Here is a 16,291-nt window from a genome sequence, read left to right on the forward strand (position 1 = left end):
GCGCGTGATCTGGACCATCATCGCGGCAGGCGCGGCCTCTGTGCTCATCGTCGCCGCGGTCATGCTCATCATCCTTCGGTTCAATCAGCTGTCGATGGCCCGTTCGCTCTGCGATGAGGCCAAACGCCAGCTCGTCGTCGAACTCCGCGCCCGCCACGGACTCGTCCCCGCGTTCATCGGCACCATCGGGCAGGTGACGACCCGTGATCTCGGCAGCCTCGAACTCGCCCTCGCCTCCGCCGAACGCGCCCCCTTCGGGCCGCGCGGGGCGGCGGCGGAGAATGCGCTGACAGCAGCGATCGACGATGCCGCCCTCCTCCCGGGTCGCCGAGGCGGTGGCCCCGGCACAGCGCCGGCCGACGCGGCGTCCGCGGCGGTGGCCACCACCTCGGCGCAGGCTGGCATGCGCGACGAACTCGACATGACCGTCCACCTCCTCCACGGCCAGCTCACCGTCCTCTCCGAGCGGATCGTCGCGGTGAGCCGGCTCTACAACGCCAACGTCGACCGCTACCACCGGCAGCGCGGACGGCTGCTCTCGCGCATCTTCGGGGGAGTCTTCCGGCCGCGCGACCATTTCACGGAAGCACCGTCCGACACGGTCGAGCCCTCGCCCGGACCCACGGTGGCATCGACGTCGTCGACCGCACAGCCACCAGCCCCCGCACCCTCGACCCCTGAGAATCGGCCTGACCGAACCGACCGGCCGGACCGGTCCGGTCGCGGAGTGGTCGAGGCATGACCCGGTTCCGCATCGACCTCGGCTATCGGGGCACGGACTTCCACGGCTGGGCGAAGCAGCCGGGCCTGCGCACCGTCCAGGGCAAGCTCGAAGACGGCCTTGCCCGCGTCACCGGCACCGAGGTGCCCACGGTCGTCGCCGGCCGCACCGACGCCGGCGTCCACGCGCGCCGCCAGGTCGTCCATGTCGACCTGGGGGAGGAGGCGATCGGCAAGCTCGTCGGGCGCACCAATCGCACCCCGGAGACCGCGCTGCTCTCCCGTCTGCGCGGGGTCCTCACCGTCGACGGCTCCGATGACCTCGTCGTCCACGCCGTCACCGAGGCGCCCGAGGACTTCGACGCCCGCTTCTCCGCCCTGTGGCGCTCCTACCGGTACCGGCTCGCCGACCATCGGTCCTTCCTCGACCCCCTGCTCACCGAGGTGACCCCGCGTCACAAGGGAGAACTCGACGCCGAGGCGATGGCCGAAGCCGCGGCAGAGGCCCGCGGACTCCACGACTTCCTCCCCTTCTGCAAGCCACGGGAGGGGGCGACGACGATCCGCACGCTTCACGACCTCGACGTCGCCCGTGACGACGACGCCGTCATCACCATCGACCTGCGCGCCGATGCGTTCTGCCATCACATGGTCAGGGCGCTCGTCGGCGGCCTCATCCGGGTCGGGTCCGGTGCCTGGCCGGTGACCCGACCGGCGGAGATGCTCGCCGAGGCGGATGCCGGGATCACTGCCGAGACCCCGATGTTCGTCACCCCGGCCCATGGCCTCGTCCTCACCGGAGTCGGCTATCCGCCCCCGGAGGACTACGCTGCCCGGGCCGCCCAGACGATGGCCCGCCGCGACCTCGACTGACGCCGAGCGGCGGCGCGAGATCGCGCGCATGAGGTCACGAGCACGTGCACACGCGCAGGCGGACCAGCGTTCTCGACAATGTGCTGCCGAGCGAACAGTGCGGCTTGCGTTCCTGACCGCCTCCTGGGAGAACGATCCGTGTCGGTGGCCGAGGCCTTGACCGCCCACTGCAGGGGTGGTGGACTTGGTGGCCCGGCACCGGCGAGCCGAGCCTTCCCCGACCGCCACACCCACCCACCGTCACATGCGAAGGAAAGCGCAATGTCGGAAAAGAACATCATCCTCCTCACCTGGGACAACTCGAGCACCGCCTACGAAGCATTCAGCAAATTCCGTGACCTCGACTCCGCGGCGATCACGATCGTCGCCTCGGCCGTCGTCGAACGCACCGAGAACGGCCAGCTGCGCGTCACCGACGGGCAGGACAACGAGATCGGACTCTCCACGCTCGGAGGTGGGGGCATCGGAGCCCTCATCGGCATCCTCGGCGGGCCCTTGGGCATGCTGCTGGGATTCGCCACCGGCGCCCTCATCGGATCGACCGTCGACGCCGAGCGATCCTTCGACGCCGAGGACGCGCTCTCCGTCTTCAGCAGCGCCCTGCCCTCGGGCAGGACCGGTGTCATCGCCGAGGTGGACGAGACCGATCCCGCCGTCCTCGACGATTTCGCCGCCACGACCGGAGCGACCCTGCTGCGCCGCCCCGAGGACGAGGTCCTCGACGAGGTCGCCGCCGCCGAGGATGCCGCCCTGGCCGCCGCCGACGCCGCCCGGGAGAAGGCTCGGGAGGCGAAGAAGGCCGAACGCAAGGAGAAGCGTCAGGAGCGGATCGACAAGATCAAAGCGAAGTTCTGACCGCTGGCAGTCGCTGCGGCGTCCGACTCGGCCCGAGTCGGACGCCGCAGTCGCGTGTGCTCATTCGCACCGCCTGCCTTGCCGTCATTCACGACGAGTTTGTGAGGAATCCTCTTCCCAGATGTGAGAATCCTGTGTAGATTCACGTAAAGGTCACTCGTCGTTCGCTTCCCTGCGACACGATGAGTTCGCTCGATCCTCTTCTCTCTCCGCCCTCGACGCGGCGGACGTCATGACCAAAGGATGCGAATCTATGTCGAAGCTTCTCACCAAGGCGCTGGCAGCCGGTGCGGCCGTGTCGCTGCTGACCCTGCCGGGCATCGCCCCGACCCAGGCGGCCACGCTGGGCAGCACCCCGGAGTCGGGGCCCGTCCAGGAGTCCGAGGTCGGATCCGGAAGCACCGCCCCGGAGACCGCTCCCGCCGAGGCTGAGGCCGGCACACCGGGGGCCGCGGAGTCGACGAGTGAGCCCTCGGCGGCGCCCAGTGCCGACCCCTACGCTGCCCCCGCGGGCACGAAGGTCCAGCTCATGGGCATCACCGACTTCCACGGTCGGATCGTCGAAGCGGGATCGCAGGTCGCCTCGGTCGTCGAAGAGGAGCGGGCGAAGTTCGCCGGTGTCGAGGGTGCGGCCGGCACGGCCTTCCTCTCCGCCGGTGACAGCATCGGCGCCTCGACCTACGTCTCCTCCTCGCAGCAGGACTCGCCGACGATCGACGTCCTCAACGCGATCGGCCTGCAGGGATCGGCGACGGGCAACCACGAATACGACAAAGGCATCGACGATCTCACCGGTCGGGTCGCCTCGGAGGCGGACTTCCCGTACCTCGCCGCGAACGTCTACGACAAGGGCACGACGAACGTTCCCGACGGTCTCGAGGAGTACACGACGATCGATGTCGGCGGCGTGAAGATCGCCGTCATCGGCGTCGTCACGAAGGACACGACCTCCCTCGTCTCACCCGACGGCATCGCCTCGGTCGACTTCGGCGACCCCACGGATGCGGTCAACCGGGTCGCCGACGAGCTCGACGCCCTGCCGGAGGACCAGCAGCCGGACATGACGGTCGTCGAGGCCCACCTCGGCGCCTCATCGACGGAGAGCCTCGCAGCGGCAGAGGCCTCGAACGCGGAGTTCAAGAAGCTCGTCACCGAGGCGGACCCGTCGATCGATGCCCTGCTCACCGGGCACACGCACCTGCCCTCGAACTTCGACGCTCCCGTCCCCGGCGATCCCGACCGCACCCGCCCGGTGATCCAGGCCGGCAACTACGGGTCGGTCGTCGGGCAGCTCCAGCTCGAATCCGACGGTGCCGGCAACTGGACGACGACGAAGTCCGACCTCATCTCGACGAAGGACAAGGACTACGCCTCACCGGTCGTCGACAAGGTCAAGCAGATCGTCGCCGACGCCGACGAGAAGGCCAAGGGACCGGGCTCGGTCGTTGCGGGCACGATCACCGAGGACATCACCCGCGCGACGAAGGACGGGGCCGAGGACCGGGGTGCCGAGTCCACGCTGGGCAACCTCGTCGCCGATGCGCTCAAGTCAGGCGTCGCGGACTCCCAGCTCGCGCCCGCCGACTTCGGCATCACCAACCCGGGCGGTCTGCGCACCGACCTCAAGTGCGATGACATCTACAACACGGAGAAGCGCTGCGAGGTCACGGCCGCCGAACTCAACGCGGTCCTGCCGTTCGCCAACGACCACGGAGTCGTGACGATGAAGGGCTCGGACGTCATCGGGGTCTTCGAGGAGCAGTGGCAGCCTGAGGGTGCGTCCCGTCCGTTCCTCCACCTCGGCATCTCGAAGGAGCTCGACGTCGTCTACGACTCGAGCGCCGAACGAGGCCAGCGCGTGAAGTCGGTCAAGGTCAACGGCAAGGAGATCGACCCGAACAAGGACTACCGGGTGGCGACGTTGAGCTTCCTCGCCGCCGGCGGTGACAACTTCTCCTCGTTCGCGAAGGGCAAGTTCGAACTCTCCGGTCTCACCGACTACGAGACGTGGACGAAATACTTCAACGAGAACTCCCCGGTCGCCCCCGACAAGTCCGAACGTCAGGCCGATGCCGCGAAGGACGTCATCACCACCGGTGACCTGTCCGTCGACTTCACCGCGCCGGAGACTGGGATCGTGGCAGGAGCCTCGGGCGACTTCCTGCTCAAGACGGATGCGAAGACCGAGATCCCCGGACCCGTCGACGTCACCGTCGACCTGCCCGAGGGGTACACGGTCACCGCGCAGTCGGGTGCGGGTCGGTCGAGCGGCGCGCAGTCGGGTGGAGCTGCGTCGAACGGTGCGCCGTCGGCGAAGGTGAAGGCGGCGGCAGCGGGACAGGCGACGATCACGCTGACGTCGATCCCGGCGGGGACGAGCGAGGTTGCGCTCACCGTCACAGCGCCGCAGGATGCCTCGGGTGAGGTCACGGCGAAGGCCACGCTCATCGCCGGTGACGCCCAGTGGTGGGACAACAATCCGCTGCCGCTGCCCCGCTCGTTCGAGGCGACCGCGAAGGTCACCGCCGATGGGGGCGCCGATGCCGGGGGCGGATCATCCGATGCGGGCGGTTCGGCAGACGGCGGTGCCGCTGACGGCGGTGGCTCGGCTGACGGTGGCTCGGCTGACGGCGGTGCTGACGGGGCCGGGTCGAACGGCGGGTCGGATTCGACCGGGTCGTCGGATTCGGCCGGCGGCTCGAACGCCGCGGGCGGTTCGGATTCGTCGGGTGGCTCGGACGGCGGCTCCGAAGGCGCCGGGTCGAAGGACGGCGGGAACCTGCCGCGCACCGGTTTCGAGGCGATGAACCTCGTCGCCGCAGCGCTCGCGCTCATCATCGCAGGTGGTGCGGTCGTCACCGCGATCCGCAGGCGCAAGGCCGACGTCGAGGTCTGACCTCGGCAGAACGAGCCGCACCGCGCAGCGTATGAGGGCCGGGGATTGCTCCCCGGCCCTCTTCCGTGCGCGGACCCGTGTCCTAGGGGAACGCTTTACGCACCTCGGCGGGGCGGACTGGACCTCACACCTCGGCGGGGCGGACTCGATCTCGCACCTCGGCGGGCGGACTGGACCTCGCACCTCGGCGGGCGGACTGGACCTCACACCTCGGCGGGGAGGTCTCGGCCTCCACACCTCGGCAGGGCGGACTCGATCTCACACCTCGGCGGGGAGTGCTCGCCCTCCGTACCTCGGCTGGGCGGACTCGACCTCACACCTCGGCGATGGTCTCAGTGGTCGACGGACGGGAGGGGGTGGCGGTCGGTGGGGCCGCCTCGGCGGGGGAGTCCGGAATGCGGAACGTCTCGAGGTGGGCGAGGACGGGGACGAGGAAGAGGATGCCGACGGCGGGGACAACGATGCCGGAGTCGTTGATGATCGTGCCCACGCCGAGGAGGATCGCGAGGCTGACCATCCCCGCGCGCAGCAGCGGGATGCGCGCGTAGAGGTCGACGAGGCCGCCCAGGGCGAAGCGCTGCGGCATGAGCGCGACCCAGAAGACGGCGATGATGATGAGCGGGAGGATCACGGTCATCCACGACTGGGTGAGGATGTCGATGTTCATGTCGATCTTGCGGGCGAGCACGCCGAGGGCCTCGCCGCTGATGAGCGAGTCGAAGAACCGCCCGAAATGGGTGCGCTGGTCAGCCGGGCGCAGCCAGTCGAGGAAGAGGACGAGGAGCATGACGAAACCGGCGATGCCGACGGTGAGACCGAGCCGTTTGAGCGAGAAGCGGATGCCCGCCGAGGCCAGCGCGAGGTAGGCGACGCCGATGATGAGGGTGGGCACCGACCCGAACTTCGTGCCCAGGCCCGGTGCGGCGAGCAGCACACAGGAGACGAGGACGGGGACGAGGACGATCGCGATGCGCACCAGGGGCCTCGTCGCCATTGAGGCGAACCCGGCGACGGCGAGCAGCAGCGCACAGCAGTAGAGTGCGAGCGCGGAGTTGCCGATCCCGTAGAACCGGGAGGCGATGAGCAGAGGCTCGCCGAGCAGCGTCGACATCTGCAGCTGAGACCCGGTGATGACGTCGTAGGCGAGGACGAGCACGGTGACGACGCTGACGAAGAGCACCGGACCCAGCCGGTGTCTACGCCAGGGCCCGAGCAGTGCGAGCGCCCCGAGGACCAGGGCCCAGCCGACGAGTGCCCCGAGCATCGCGATGTCCGGGTTCGTCGCCCGCTCCCACGGCAGCACGTTGACGAGATAAGTGGAGACCGGCAGCGCCGCGAAGACGATGCCGAGGCGGTAGGCCGTCGAGTGGACGAGCTCGGCGTTCCTGCGCCGCAGGAACCATGCGAGGGCGAGCAGTCCAGCCATGAGTGAGGCGACGACGGGGAAGAACCACGTCGAGATCTCGTTCTGCGTCTTCACCGCCACCTGCCGGTCGAGCACCGACTGGTAGCGCGACTCCCACGACCCTCCGGGATTCGATGACATCGGGGCCCCGGCGACGTTGCCCATCGGCTCCCCGCCGGAGAGCTGGACGAGTGTGGGCGCGATGTCGGGCACCTGGACGAGGCCGGGCTGCCTCGTCGACGAGGAGGTGAGGAGACCGGGATCCTCACCGGGCCTGAGCATCATCGTCGCTTGCATCGAGGAGCCGTCGTGCGTGCCGTCGGCGATCGAGGAGAAGATCACGGGGGTGGTGCCCTCTCCGAGGCCGTCGGAAGCATCCCCGGTCGCCCAGCCTGTTGCGGCGAGGATCGCACCGACCCGGCGGTCGAGGTCGCGCAGGGAATAGCCGTCGGCCTCGGTGTTGCCGAGGTCGACGATCGTGAGGTTCCCGGATGCCGACGCCGAGGCGGCCTGCGGTCCGATGTCGTCGCCGATCGGCGACCAGTCGTCGATGGCGCCGGTGGGGTCGGCGGCCGCGATCGCGGCCCCGGGTCCGAAGGCGGAGATCCGCGGCACCGCCTCGGCGAGCCCGCCGAGCGCGGCATCGTAGTTGTCACCGCGGGCGACCTGCGCGTAGACGTCCCAGTCGGCGACCCAGCCGTCGAGCGGGGGCTGGGGGACCCGGCACTGCCGGCGGGGTTCGTCGGCCGCGCGTCTGCCCGAGCCGACCGCGAGCCATCCGTCGACCGGGCAGCTGACCGACCGGACGCTGCGCGGGGTCATGGTCCCGATCTGCGCGGACTGCATCATCGCCCAGAGGTGCGGCGTCGTCTGCGGATCGAGGTCCTCGAAGGTGAAGCCGGAGCTGCCGATGAGGATGGTTCCCCGTTCCGCGGGGGCGGGCGTGGTGCCCGACTGAGTCGGTGAGGTCGTCGCGGCCGATGCCGGCGCCGAGGTCGTCGTGGCGGCGGCCTGGGCGGGTGCGGCTTGGGCTGGTAGGGAATGTGCGGTGGGCGCGGCCTGGGCCGGTGGGGACTGAGCCGGTGCGGCTTGGGCCGCCTGGGGGAGACCGACGATGACCACGGCGACGGCGAGGCAGAGCATGAGGGCGCGGACGAGCCGCGAATGCAGGAGGCCGGTCATCGTCGCGGCCGCCCGCTCGTGTCAGTGCCGTGCGTCACACTGGCGGCATCGAGGGTGGACCCGGCGGATCCACCAGGGCCGCGGTCGCCACTGACCGTGTCGCCACGGGCCGTGTCGTCGCGGGCGGTGTCGCTGCGATCGTCGCGGTCCTCGGCGCCGGTCTCCTCGAGGCGAGGGTCGGCGCACAGGGAGAGGAGGTAGGGAAGGAGGACCATCGCCCCGGTCGAGGGCACGGCGATGCCCGAGTCGGTGAGGATGAGCCCGACGGTGAGGCCGGTGACGGCGGCGAGGAACCCTGAGTGGAGGTCCTCGTCGGCGAAGAGAGCGGGCAGTCGGCCGCGCCAGTGCCCGAGGACGCGTGCGGTGCGGGTCCGGCCGCGGAAGCGCGGGAAGTGAAGGAGGTAGCGGAGGAAGACCAGGATCGCGATGATCGCGAGCGGCGTGACGATCGCAAGCGCCGGGTTGATCTGGATGATGTGGAGGTTCGCGCTGAGCTTGCGACCCACGACCTGGAGCGCCTCTCCCGTGACGAGCTGATCGAAGAAGTTCCCGAAGTGAGAGCGGCTTCCCGAGGGGCGCAGCCAGTCGAGGAAGGCGATGCCGATGAGCACGGCGAGGGACGCGATGCCGATGAGTCCGAGGCGGACAATCGAGAGACGGATCCGACTGACGAGAGCGAGGAGGACGAGGAGACCGGCCAATGTGGCGATGGTGCCGCCGAACTTCGCACCCCATGAGGGATTGCCCGAGACGAAGACTGCGAGGAGTCCGACGGCGGCAGGGACGAGGACCACCGCACGACGATGACCGCCTGCCCGCAGACGGGAGATGACGAGCCCGAGGAGGATGAAGAGACTGACGATGAAGATCGCCGCGCCCTGATTGCCCAGACCGTAGAACCGCCCACCGACGATCGGGTTGTAGCCGAGCAGCGAGTTCGCCTGCAGCCGCGACCCGGTGGCGAGGTCGACGGCGATGACGACGACGGTCACCAGGCAGAGTGCTGCCACCCGGCCCTGCCACGTCCGACCCCACGGCGGCAGCAGGGCGATGACGAGCATCGCCGCCGCGCCGAGGAGCACGGAGACGGTGAGTCCGAGCTCAGGAAGCGGGAATCGCGCCCACGGCAGGAGCCCGGCGAGGAACGCGCCCATCGGCACGGTCGCGAGCACGAGGCCGATCCACCCGAGCAGTCGGTGGACTCCCATGCCGAGACCACTTCGTCCGCGGTCCGCCCCGGCGACCGGTCCGGCTGTTCCGGTGGCAGGTGCGTTCGCTGCGGCGGCAGGTCCGGCTGTTCCGGCGGCCGATGTTCCGCCTTGCCCGGAACCGGACCGTCCCCGGGAAAGACGCTGAGACACGAGGCGGGTGAGCCTCGGCGCCCACCGGTCGGCGAAGGCCGCGCTGAGCAGGAGCCCGCAGAGGACGAAGAGCACGTAGAAGGCGATGTCGAGGGTGAGTGAGAACGTCGAGAGCTGCTCGTACACCGTCTCGGCCTTCGTCGCCTCGGTCTCGAGGTCGAGGAGCCTGTCCTCGGCCGAGGCCTCCGACTCGTCGACGTCGAAGGCGATCCCGCTGGGGGACTCGATGCCGAGCAGTCCGAGGATCCCGGGTGCGAGGTCGGTGAGCTGGAGGAGACCCGGGCTGCGCGTCGACGCCGAGGACACGGTGCCCGGAGAGAAACCGGGCCCGGCACCGATGAACGCGCGCAGCCGCGGGGAGCCGGAGCTGTCGCCGAGACCCGCGACGATGACCGTCGGGTCGTCGCCGGAGGCGTTGCTCAGCGCATCGAGCTTCGCACCGAGTCGGCGGTCGGCCTCGGCGACAGCGGTCTGCCGGTCGTAGTCGACGGGCACGGTGTAGGAGTAGTTGGGAATCGGATCGTAGAGCCACGACCGGGACCCGATCGCCCCGAGGTCGATGAGCGAGAGCCGACAGCCCGCGGCGATCGCATCGTCGGTGTAGTTCTCCACAACCCCCTCGGCATCGGCGGCCGCATATGCGGCACCCGGCCCTTCGTCTGCCACGCACGCGGGACCGTTCGACCCTGCCGGCGCGGCATCCCGGACGAAGCGAGCGAGCATCCCGTAGTCGACGGTGTACCCGGTGCCCGCGTTCGGCTCCTTGACGGAGGCGAAATCGGGAATGCGCGCGGTCACGGCACGACCGGGCGCCTCGGCGAGATCTTCGTCACCTGCCGACGCACTCGCTGCGGCATCGTCCGCCTCGGCTCCAGAGGCGGAGTCCGCGGCCTGCGCATCCGTCGTCGGGGCCATGAGGGCCGGGCAGCGGGCAGGATTGTCGACGTCGGGCTCATGCTGCGGACCCGCCTCGGCGCGGGCCCCGGAACCGAACGACAGCCAGCCGGAGGCCGGACAGGTCGCAGAACCGATCGTGCGGACGTTGAGGTTGGCCACCGCGCCGCGGGAGGCGAGGGCGAAGAGGTTCGGTGTGCGTTCGGGATCGATGTCGCCGATGGTCAGACCGGGTATGCCGATGACGACGGTGCGCTTCGACGTCCCCTCGCCCGCGACCTTCGCACCGGTTCCGTCGGTCGGCTGCGGTGACTGCTCGGTCGGCTGCGATGACTGCGCGGAGCCCGGGGTGCTCGGTGTCGACGCCGCCGCGGGAGCGGCTGTAGGGGAGACGAAGAGCGCCAGGAGCCCGACGAGGATTCCCAGCACCAGGATTCGGGGAGCGGGAAGGCGAAAGGGCAGGAAGGAGTCAGGCGGCACAGGACAATGGTATCGGGTGCCGCATCTCACCCTGCTGGCATCGCCCTGGACGTTTGCTCCGCGGCCCGGCGGCCATGTATATTTGATTGTCGTTGTGTGCGCTCGTCGTCCTCCCTTGCATAGCCTCTTGCGTTGCAGGCCCGTAGGTGGGGAAGCGAACGACGGACGGACCCGATTGAAGACAGACAGCGCCTGAACGCATCAGCCTCACGACCCGATGAGTCAGCAGGCGCTGGACCCAGAGATACACAGATACGAAAAGAAGGCTACTTTTGCGTACGTACACCCCCAAGCCCGGCGATGTCGAGCGCCAGTGGCACGTCATCGACGCCACTGACGTTGTGCTCGGTCGTCTTGCCACCCAGGTTGCACGCCTGCTGCGCGGCAAGCACAAGACCACCTTCGCTCCGCACATCGATTCCGGTGACTTCGTCATCATCATCAACGCCGACAAGGTCGCGCTGACCGGTGCGAAGCTCGAGCAGAAGCGCGCTTACCACCACTCGGGTTACCCGGGCGGCCTCAAGAGCGTCAACTACGCCGAGCTCCTCGCCTCCAACCCCGAGCGCGCAGTCGAGAAGGCTGTCGCCGGTATGGTTCCGAAGACTCGTCTCGGACGTGCCCAGATGCGGAAACTCAAGGTCTACGCGGGTGGCGAGCACCCGCACGCCTCGCAGAACCCGCAGCCGTACGAACTCAGCCAGGTCGCGCAGTAAGCGCCCCTAGCTCTAGACCTACCGAGGAGAACCGTGGCTGACACCGCCAACGCGACCGAAGTCGAAGAACTGACCGAATACACCTCCGAGACCCCCGCAGAGGCCGGCCTGGGCGACCAGACCGCCGGTGGACGCGGACAGTCCCTCACCGCCCCCGGGAACGGAGTGGGCCGCCGCAAGCAGGCGATCGCCCGCGTCCGCCTCATCCCGGGCTCCGGCGAGTGGACCATCAACGGACGCACTCTCGAGGAGTACTTCCCGAACAAGCTGCACCAGCAGCTCGTCAACGAGCCCTTCCGCCTGCTCGACCTCGAAGGACGTTTCGACGTCGTCGTGCGCATTTCGGGTGGCGGACCCTCCGGACAGGCTGGCGCCGTCCGTCTGGGCATCGCTCGTTCGCTCAACCAGATCGACGCCGAGTCGAACCGCCCCGAGCTGAAGAAGGCAGGCTTCCTGCGCCGCGACGCCCGCGTCAAGGAACGCAAGAAGGCCGGTCTCAAGAAGGCCCGCAAGGCTCCGCAGTTCTCGAAGCGCTGATCCGCTTCGACCGACCGCGCATGGTCTGCCACTGATGCGCGACCGGTTACGCAAGTGCGGCCCCGAACCCGTTCGCCCCCCCACTTCGTGCATTCACCGCCCGCAGCACATCTCGCACCCATGACGCCTTCCCGGGACACGGGAGAGTGCGCATCACCGGGTGAGAGGGACAGCCGCCTCGGCGGGCGATGCCGATGCACTACGATCGAACAGAACTGTGAGAAAGGACCTGCCCATGGCACGACTCTTCGGAACCGACGGGGTGCGCGGCCTCGCCAACCGGGACATCACGGCGAAGCTGGCCCTCCAGCTCTCCGTCGCCGCCTCCCGAGTGCTCACCCGGACCTGGAACGGAGACCGACGTCCCTTCGCCGTCGTCGGCCGCGACACCCGCGTCTCCGGTGAGTTCCTCTCCGCCGCCACCAGCGCCGGGATCGCCTCGGCCGGAGTCGACGTCCTCGACGCCGGCATGCTCCCGACCCCGGGCATCGCCAGCGTCGTCCGCGACACCGGCGCCGCCTTCGGCGTCGTCATCTCCGCCTCCCACAACCCGATGCCCGACAACGGCATCAAGTTCTTCGCCGCCGGCGGCACGAAGCTCGACGACGCCGTCGAGGACGAGATTCTGGCGATCCTCGACCAGGAGTGGGTCCGCCCCACCGGCGCGGACGTCGGACGGATCTCCCGCTACCCGGCCGCAGCCGATGAGTACACGGAGAAGCTCGTGCGCTCGATCGCCCCCGACGGGGTCAGGCCCCTGTCCGGGCTCAAGGTCGTCGTCGACTGCGCCCACGGTGCCGCGTCGATCGTCGGACCCGCGGCCCTGCGTCAGGCCGGCGCCGAGGTGATCGTCTCCGCCGCCGAACCCGATGGTTTCAACATCAACGACGGGGTCGGTTCGACCCACCTCGAACCGCTCCAGCGCCTCGTCGTCGAAACCCAGTCCGACCTCGGCGTGGCCTTCGACGGCGACGCCGACCGCTGCCTCGCGGTGGACTCCCTGGGCCGGGTCGTCAACGGCGACCAGCTCATGGGCATCCTCGCGATCGGACTCAAGGAGCTCGGCGTCCTGGCCGGGAACACCCTGGTCACCACCGTGATGTCGAACCTCGGGCTGCGCCTGGCCATGGACCGCTACGACATCGCGACCGTGCAGACGGCCGTGGGCGACCGGTACGTGCTCGAGAAGATGCTCGCAGACGGCTACTCCCTCGGCGGCGAGCAGTCCGGTCACCTCCTCATGCTCGACCACGGCACGACCGGCGACGGCGTGCAGACGGCCCTGCATCTGATGAAGCGGATGGCTGACGCCAAGCGCACCCTGGCCGACCTCGCCGCAGAGATCCCGCAGCTGCCGCAGGCACTCGTCAACGTCAAGGGCGTCGACAAGCACCGGGTCGACCACCCCCATGTCGCCGCCGAGGTGGCCGCCGTCGAATCCGAACTCGGCGGCACCGGCCGTGTCCTCCTCCGCGCCTCGGGGACCGAACCGCTCATCCGCGTCATGGTCGAGGCCGAGACCGAGGAGATCTCCCGCGCGCAGGCCGAGCGCCTCGCCGCCGTCGTCAAGGAGCACCTCGCGCTCTGAGGCACGCGCTCTGAGACTCCGGTGAACCGCCTCGGCGGGGACGCAGACGGACAACGCAGGCCCGGGACGAATGATCGTCCCGGGCCTGCGCCGTGCCTGCCACTCCTTGAGTGCCTGCGCCGCTCACGCGCTCAGGTGCCTGCGCTCAGAGCGCGAGCTTCTTGCGCACCCCGGCGGAGAAGAGGTCGACGGCGATGATGAGCACGAGCACGATGAGGATGTACGTGAGCATCGAGTCGAACTGGAAGGACTTGATCGACTGGTTGATGAGCAGGCCGATGCCGCCGGCACCGACGAGCCCGAGCACCAGGGATGAGCGCACGTTGACGTCGAAGCGGTAGAGCAGGAGTCCGAAGAGCTGGGGGACGACCTGCGGGAACGTCGCGTTCGCGACGATCTGCGCCCGCTTGGCCCCGGCCGTCGTCAGGGCCTCCGAGGGACCCGGGTCGATCTCCTCGATGGCCTCCGACCACAGCTTGCCCATGACGCCGGTGTTGTGGAAGATCAGCGCGAGCACGCCGGGGAAGGGGCCGAGGCCGACAGCGGTGACGAAGACGAGGGCGAAGACGATGTCGGGCACCGCGCGGAGGAAGGACATGATCGCGCGGGCGACCTGGTAGACGACCGGGTGCGGTGAGGTCGTGCGCGAACCGAGGACGGCCAGCAGCGCCGAGGTGGGGATCGACAGAGTGGTCCCGAGCAGTCCGATCCACAGGGTGATGCCGGTGGCCTGGATGCCCGGCCACACCGTCTCGGTCCAGTCGAGGTTGGGTGGGAACGCCTCGGCGAGGAAGTTCGCCATCCCCTGCCGACCGTCGACGAGGGTGACGAGGGAGAAGTCCGTCTCCCGCAGGGCGACGACGTGGAGGAGGACGATGACGACGATCGCCGTCGCCAGCTGCCAGCCGCCGAAGCGGCGGATCGGCGGCTGCAGCGCCGGCGGCGTGTTCGTCAGCGGCACGGTGCGCAGCGTGGTGCCGCGCGTGTCGGGAATCGTCTTCACTTGCTCTCCGAATTCGTCATGGGGGTGTAGAGGCCGGTGATCTCCTCGGCGGGCACCTCGCTCGCGCGCCCGCGGAGGACGATCTCACCCGAGCGCAGGCCGATGACGGTGTCGGCGAACTCGCGGGCGAGGTCCGGCTGGTGGAGGACCGCGGCGACAGCGAGGCCCTCATCGTGGGCGAGGTCGCGCAGCAGGCCCATGACCGTGCGTGCTGCCTCGGGGTCGAGGGCGGCGACGGGTTCGTCGGCGAGCAGGACCTCCGCACCCTGGCACAGGGCGCGGGCGATCGCGACCCGCTGCTGCTGTCCGCCCGAGAGCGTGCCCGCCCGCAGTGTGGCCTTCTCTGCCAGGCCGACCCGGTCGAGGGCGACCATCGCCTCCCGGCGGATCGCTGCCGGATAGAACCAGGGGTGCAGCGAGGACGCCACCGGCATGCGGGAGAGCGCTCCGGCGCAGACGTTGTCGAGCACAGAACGGCGGGCGACGAGGTGGATCTTCTGGAACACCATCGCCGGACGGCCGTGCTCCCCGCCGATCTCGATCTTCCCGCCCTGATGCGGGGTGAGACCGGCGACGGCACGCAGCGTCGTCGATTTGCCCGAGCCGTTCGCGCCGAGGAAGGCGAGCAGCTCGCCGGGGGAGACGGAGAAGCTGACGTCGTCGAGCACGGTCGTCGACCCGTACGCCACGGCGAGGCCGGAGACCCGCAGCAGCGGGGCCGCGGCAGCCTCGGCCCCTGAGGCGGACCCGGCGGTCGTCGCCGAGCCGGGGGCCGCCTCGGCGGGAGTGGTCTTCGCTGCCATCAGACGTCCTCTTCGGTGAGGTTCATCGTCTTCGCGAGGTCGAACAGCGGCTGGTAGGTGGCCTTGTCGACCTCGATGAGCTGCCCGGCCGGTTCGACGCCGAGGTAGTCTGCGACCTCGGCGATGTCGTCGGCCGGGAGGTTGAGCAGGGCGTCCTTGACGGCCTTCTTGAACTCGGGGTCGGCCGAGGCGGCGACGGTGATCGGGTCGTTCGGGATGGGCTCGGACTTCCAGATCTGGCGGAAGTCCTCCTGCTTGAACGTGCCCTCCTTGATCGCGGTGCCCATGGTCTGGGAGTTGATCTGGGCGGCGTCGACGGTCTTGTTGGTCAGGGCGAGGAGCGCCTACGGGTGGCCGCCGGCGTAGTTGAGGTTGAGCTCGGATTCCTTGATCCCGGCCTGGGCGAGGGCATAGCGGGGCAGGGCGTCGCCCGAGGTGGAGCCGACGCTGCCGAGAGCGAGGTCCTTGCCGCGCAGATCCTCGAGGCTCTGGATGTCGGAGTCCTTGGGCACCCAGATGCCGCCGGTGTACGAGCTCAGCTCGCCCTCGGCGGTGCCGAAGGAGGCCAGCGGTTCGGCGCCGGCGCGCTCGGAGGCGAAGACGTAGCCGAGGGGACCGAACTGGCCGATGTCGAGCTTGCCGTTCTGCATGGCGAGCACCTCGGCGGAGTAGTCCTCGAGGACCTGGACCTCGACGGGGCAGTCGAGCGACGTCGACAGCGATTCGGCGACGGCCTTGTAGGCGGGTTCGAGCTTCTTCGGGTCCTCAAACGGTTCGATGCCGAAGGTGATCTGGCCGTTGGGGCAGGTCGCGGATTCGGCCTGCGCGGAGGTCGAGCAGCCGGAGAGGACGACGGGGGCGAGGATGACGGCGGCGGAGGCGAGGGCGATGTGGACGCGCTTCATGATGTTCCTTCGTGGTGTGAGCGTGGGTGTGTGGATGTGGTCGAGCATGGTCGTGATCGTGCGTGGTCGTGCG

The 16,291-nt window shown here is 69.4% G+C and carries 11 protein-coding genes and 1 pseudogene; 7 read left to right on the top strand and 5 right to left on the bottom strand.

The window, feature by feature from the left end:
- Positions 1-4: 4 nt before the first annotated feature.
- The 4 genes from AACX88_RS05620 (at position 5) to AACX88_RS05635 (ending at position 5,344) form a co-directional block, all read left to right on the top strand.
- The gene (locus AACX88_RS05620; protein WP_339392118.1) at positions 5-742 is read left to right on the top strand and encodes a LemA family protein; all 738 of its coding nucleotides are present in this window, start codon (positions 5-7) and stop codon (positions 740-742) included.
- On the top strand, positions 739-1,593 hold the full coding sequence (gene truA, locus AACX88_RS05625; RefSeq protein ID WP_339392119.1) for a tRNA pseudouridine(38-40) synthase TruA: 855 nt from the start codon (positions 739-741) through the stop codon (positions 1,591-1,593). The genes AACX88_RS05620 and truA overlap by 4 nt, the downstream gene beginning before the upstream one ends.
- 261 nt (positions 1,594-1,854) lie before the next feature.
- Positions 1,855-2,448: a DUF1269 domain-containing protein gene (locus tag AACX88_RS05630; protein ID WP_339392120.1), complete on the top strand. Its 594-nt coding sequence runs from the start codon at positions 1,855-1,857 to the stop codon at positions 2,446-2,448.
- A gap of 253 nt (positions 2,449-2,701) precedes the next feature.
- Positions 2,702-5,344 carry a 5'-nucleotidase C-terminal domain-containing protein gene (locus AACX88_RS05635; RefSeq protein WP_339392121.1) on the top strand — a complete coding sequence of 881 codons (2,643 nt, stop codon included), beginning with the start codon at positions 2,702-2,704 and terminating at the stop codon, positions 5,342-5,344.
- A 313-nt stretch (positions 5,345-5,657) separates the two neighbouring features.
- Here the strand turns inward: AACX88_RS05635 and AACX88_RS05640 are convergent, their stop codons facing one another.
- Together AACX88_RS05640 and AACX88_RS05645 are read right to left on the bottom strand one after the other, a co-directional pair.
- A complete protein-coding gene (locus AACX88_RS05640; RefSeq protein ID WP_339392122.1) occupies positions 5,658-7,931 on the bottom strand; it encodes a hypothetical protein in 2,274 nt (757 codons plus the stop codon).
- Entirely contained in the window at positions 7,928-10,615 is a 2,688-nt protein-coding gene (locus AACX88_RS05645) for a hypothetical protein (RefSeq protein ID WP_339392123.1), read from the bottom strand. The genes AACX88_RS05640 and AACX88_RS05645 overlap by 4 nt, the downstream gene beginning before the upstream one ends.
- Before the next feature lie 323 nt (positions 10,616-10,938).
- Here AACX88_RS05645 and rplM point away from each other — a divergent pair, with 323 nt between their 5' ends.
- From rplM to glmM, 3 genes are all read left to right on the top strand, one after another.
- The gene (gene rplM / locus AACX88_RS05650) at positions 10,939-11,382 is read left to right on the top strand and encodes a 50S ribosomal protein L13 (RefSeq protein ID WP_339392124.1); all 444 of its coding nucleotides are present in this window, start codon (positions 10,939-10,941) and stop codon (positions 11,380-11,382) included.
- 33 nt (positions 11,383-11,415) lie between these two features.
- Complete coding sequence (rpsI, locus tag AACX88_RS05655; protein ID WP_339392125.1) at positions 11,416-11,919, top strand: 30S ribosomal protein S9; 504 nt, start codon at positions 11,416-11,418, stop codon at positions 11,917-11,919.
- A 235-nt stretch (positions 11,920-12,154) separates the two neighbouring features.
- Positions 12,155-13,507: a phosphoglucosamine mutase gene (glmM, locus tag AACX88_RS05660; RefSeq protein ID WP_339392126.1), complete on the top strand. Its 1,353-nt coding sequence runs from the start codon at positions 12,155-12,157 to the stop codon at positions 13,505-13,507.
- 145 nt (positions 13,508-13,652) lie between these two features.
- Here glmM and phnE read toward each other — a convergent pair whose 3' ends face one another.
- From phnE to AACX88_RS05675, 3 genes and pseudogenes are all read right to left on the bottom strand, one after another.
- Positions 13,653-14,510 carry a phosphonate ABC transporter, permease protein PhnE gene (gene phnE / locus AACX88_RS05665; RefSeq protein WP_339392127.1) on the bottom strand — a complete coding sequence of 286 codons (858 nt, stop codon included), beginning with the start codon at positions 14,508-14,510 and terminating at the stop codon, positions 13,653-13,655.
- Positions 14,507-15,313 carry a phosphonate ABC transporter ATP-binding protein gene (locus tag AACX88_RS05670; RefSeq protein ID WP_339392128.1) on the bottom strand — a complete coding sequence of 269 codons (807 nt, stop codon included), beginning with the start codon at positions 15,311-15,313 and terminating at the stop codon, positions 14,507-14,509. Before AACX88_RS05670 ends, phnE begins: the two co-directional genes overlap by 4 nt.
- Positions 15,313-16,218, bottom strand: a pseudogene (locus AACX88_RS05675) (phosphate/phosphite/phosphonate ABC transporter substrate-binding protein). Before AACX88_RS05675 ends, AACX88_RS05670 begins: the two are co-directional and overlap by 1 nt.
- Between the last annotated feature and the right edge of the window lie 73 nt (positions 16,219-16,291).

Source organism: Brevibacterium metallidurans (assembly GCF_037101285.1).
GTDB classification, from domain to species: domain Bacteria; phylum Actinomycetota; class Actinomycetes; order Actinomycetales; family Brevibacteriaceae; genus Brevibacterium; species Brevibacterium metallidurans.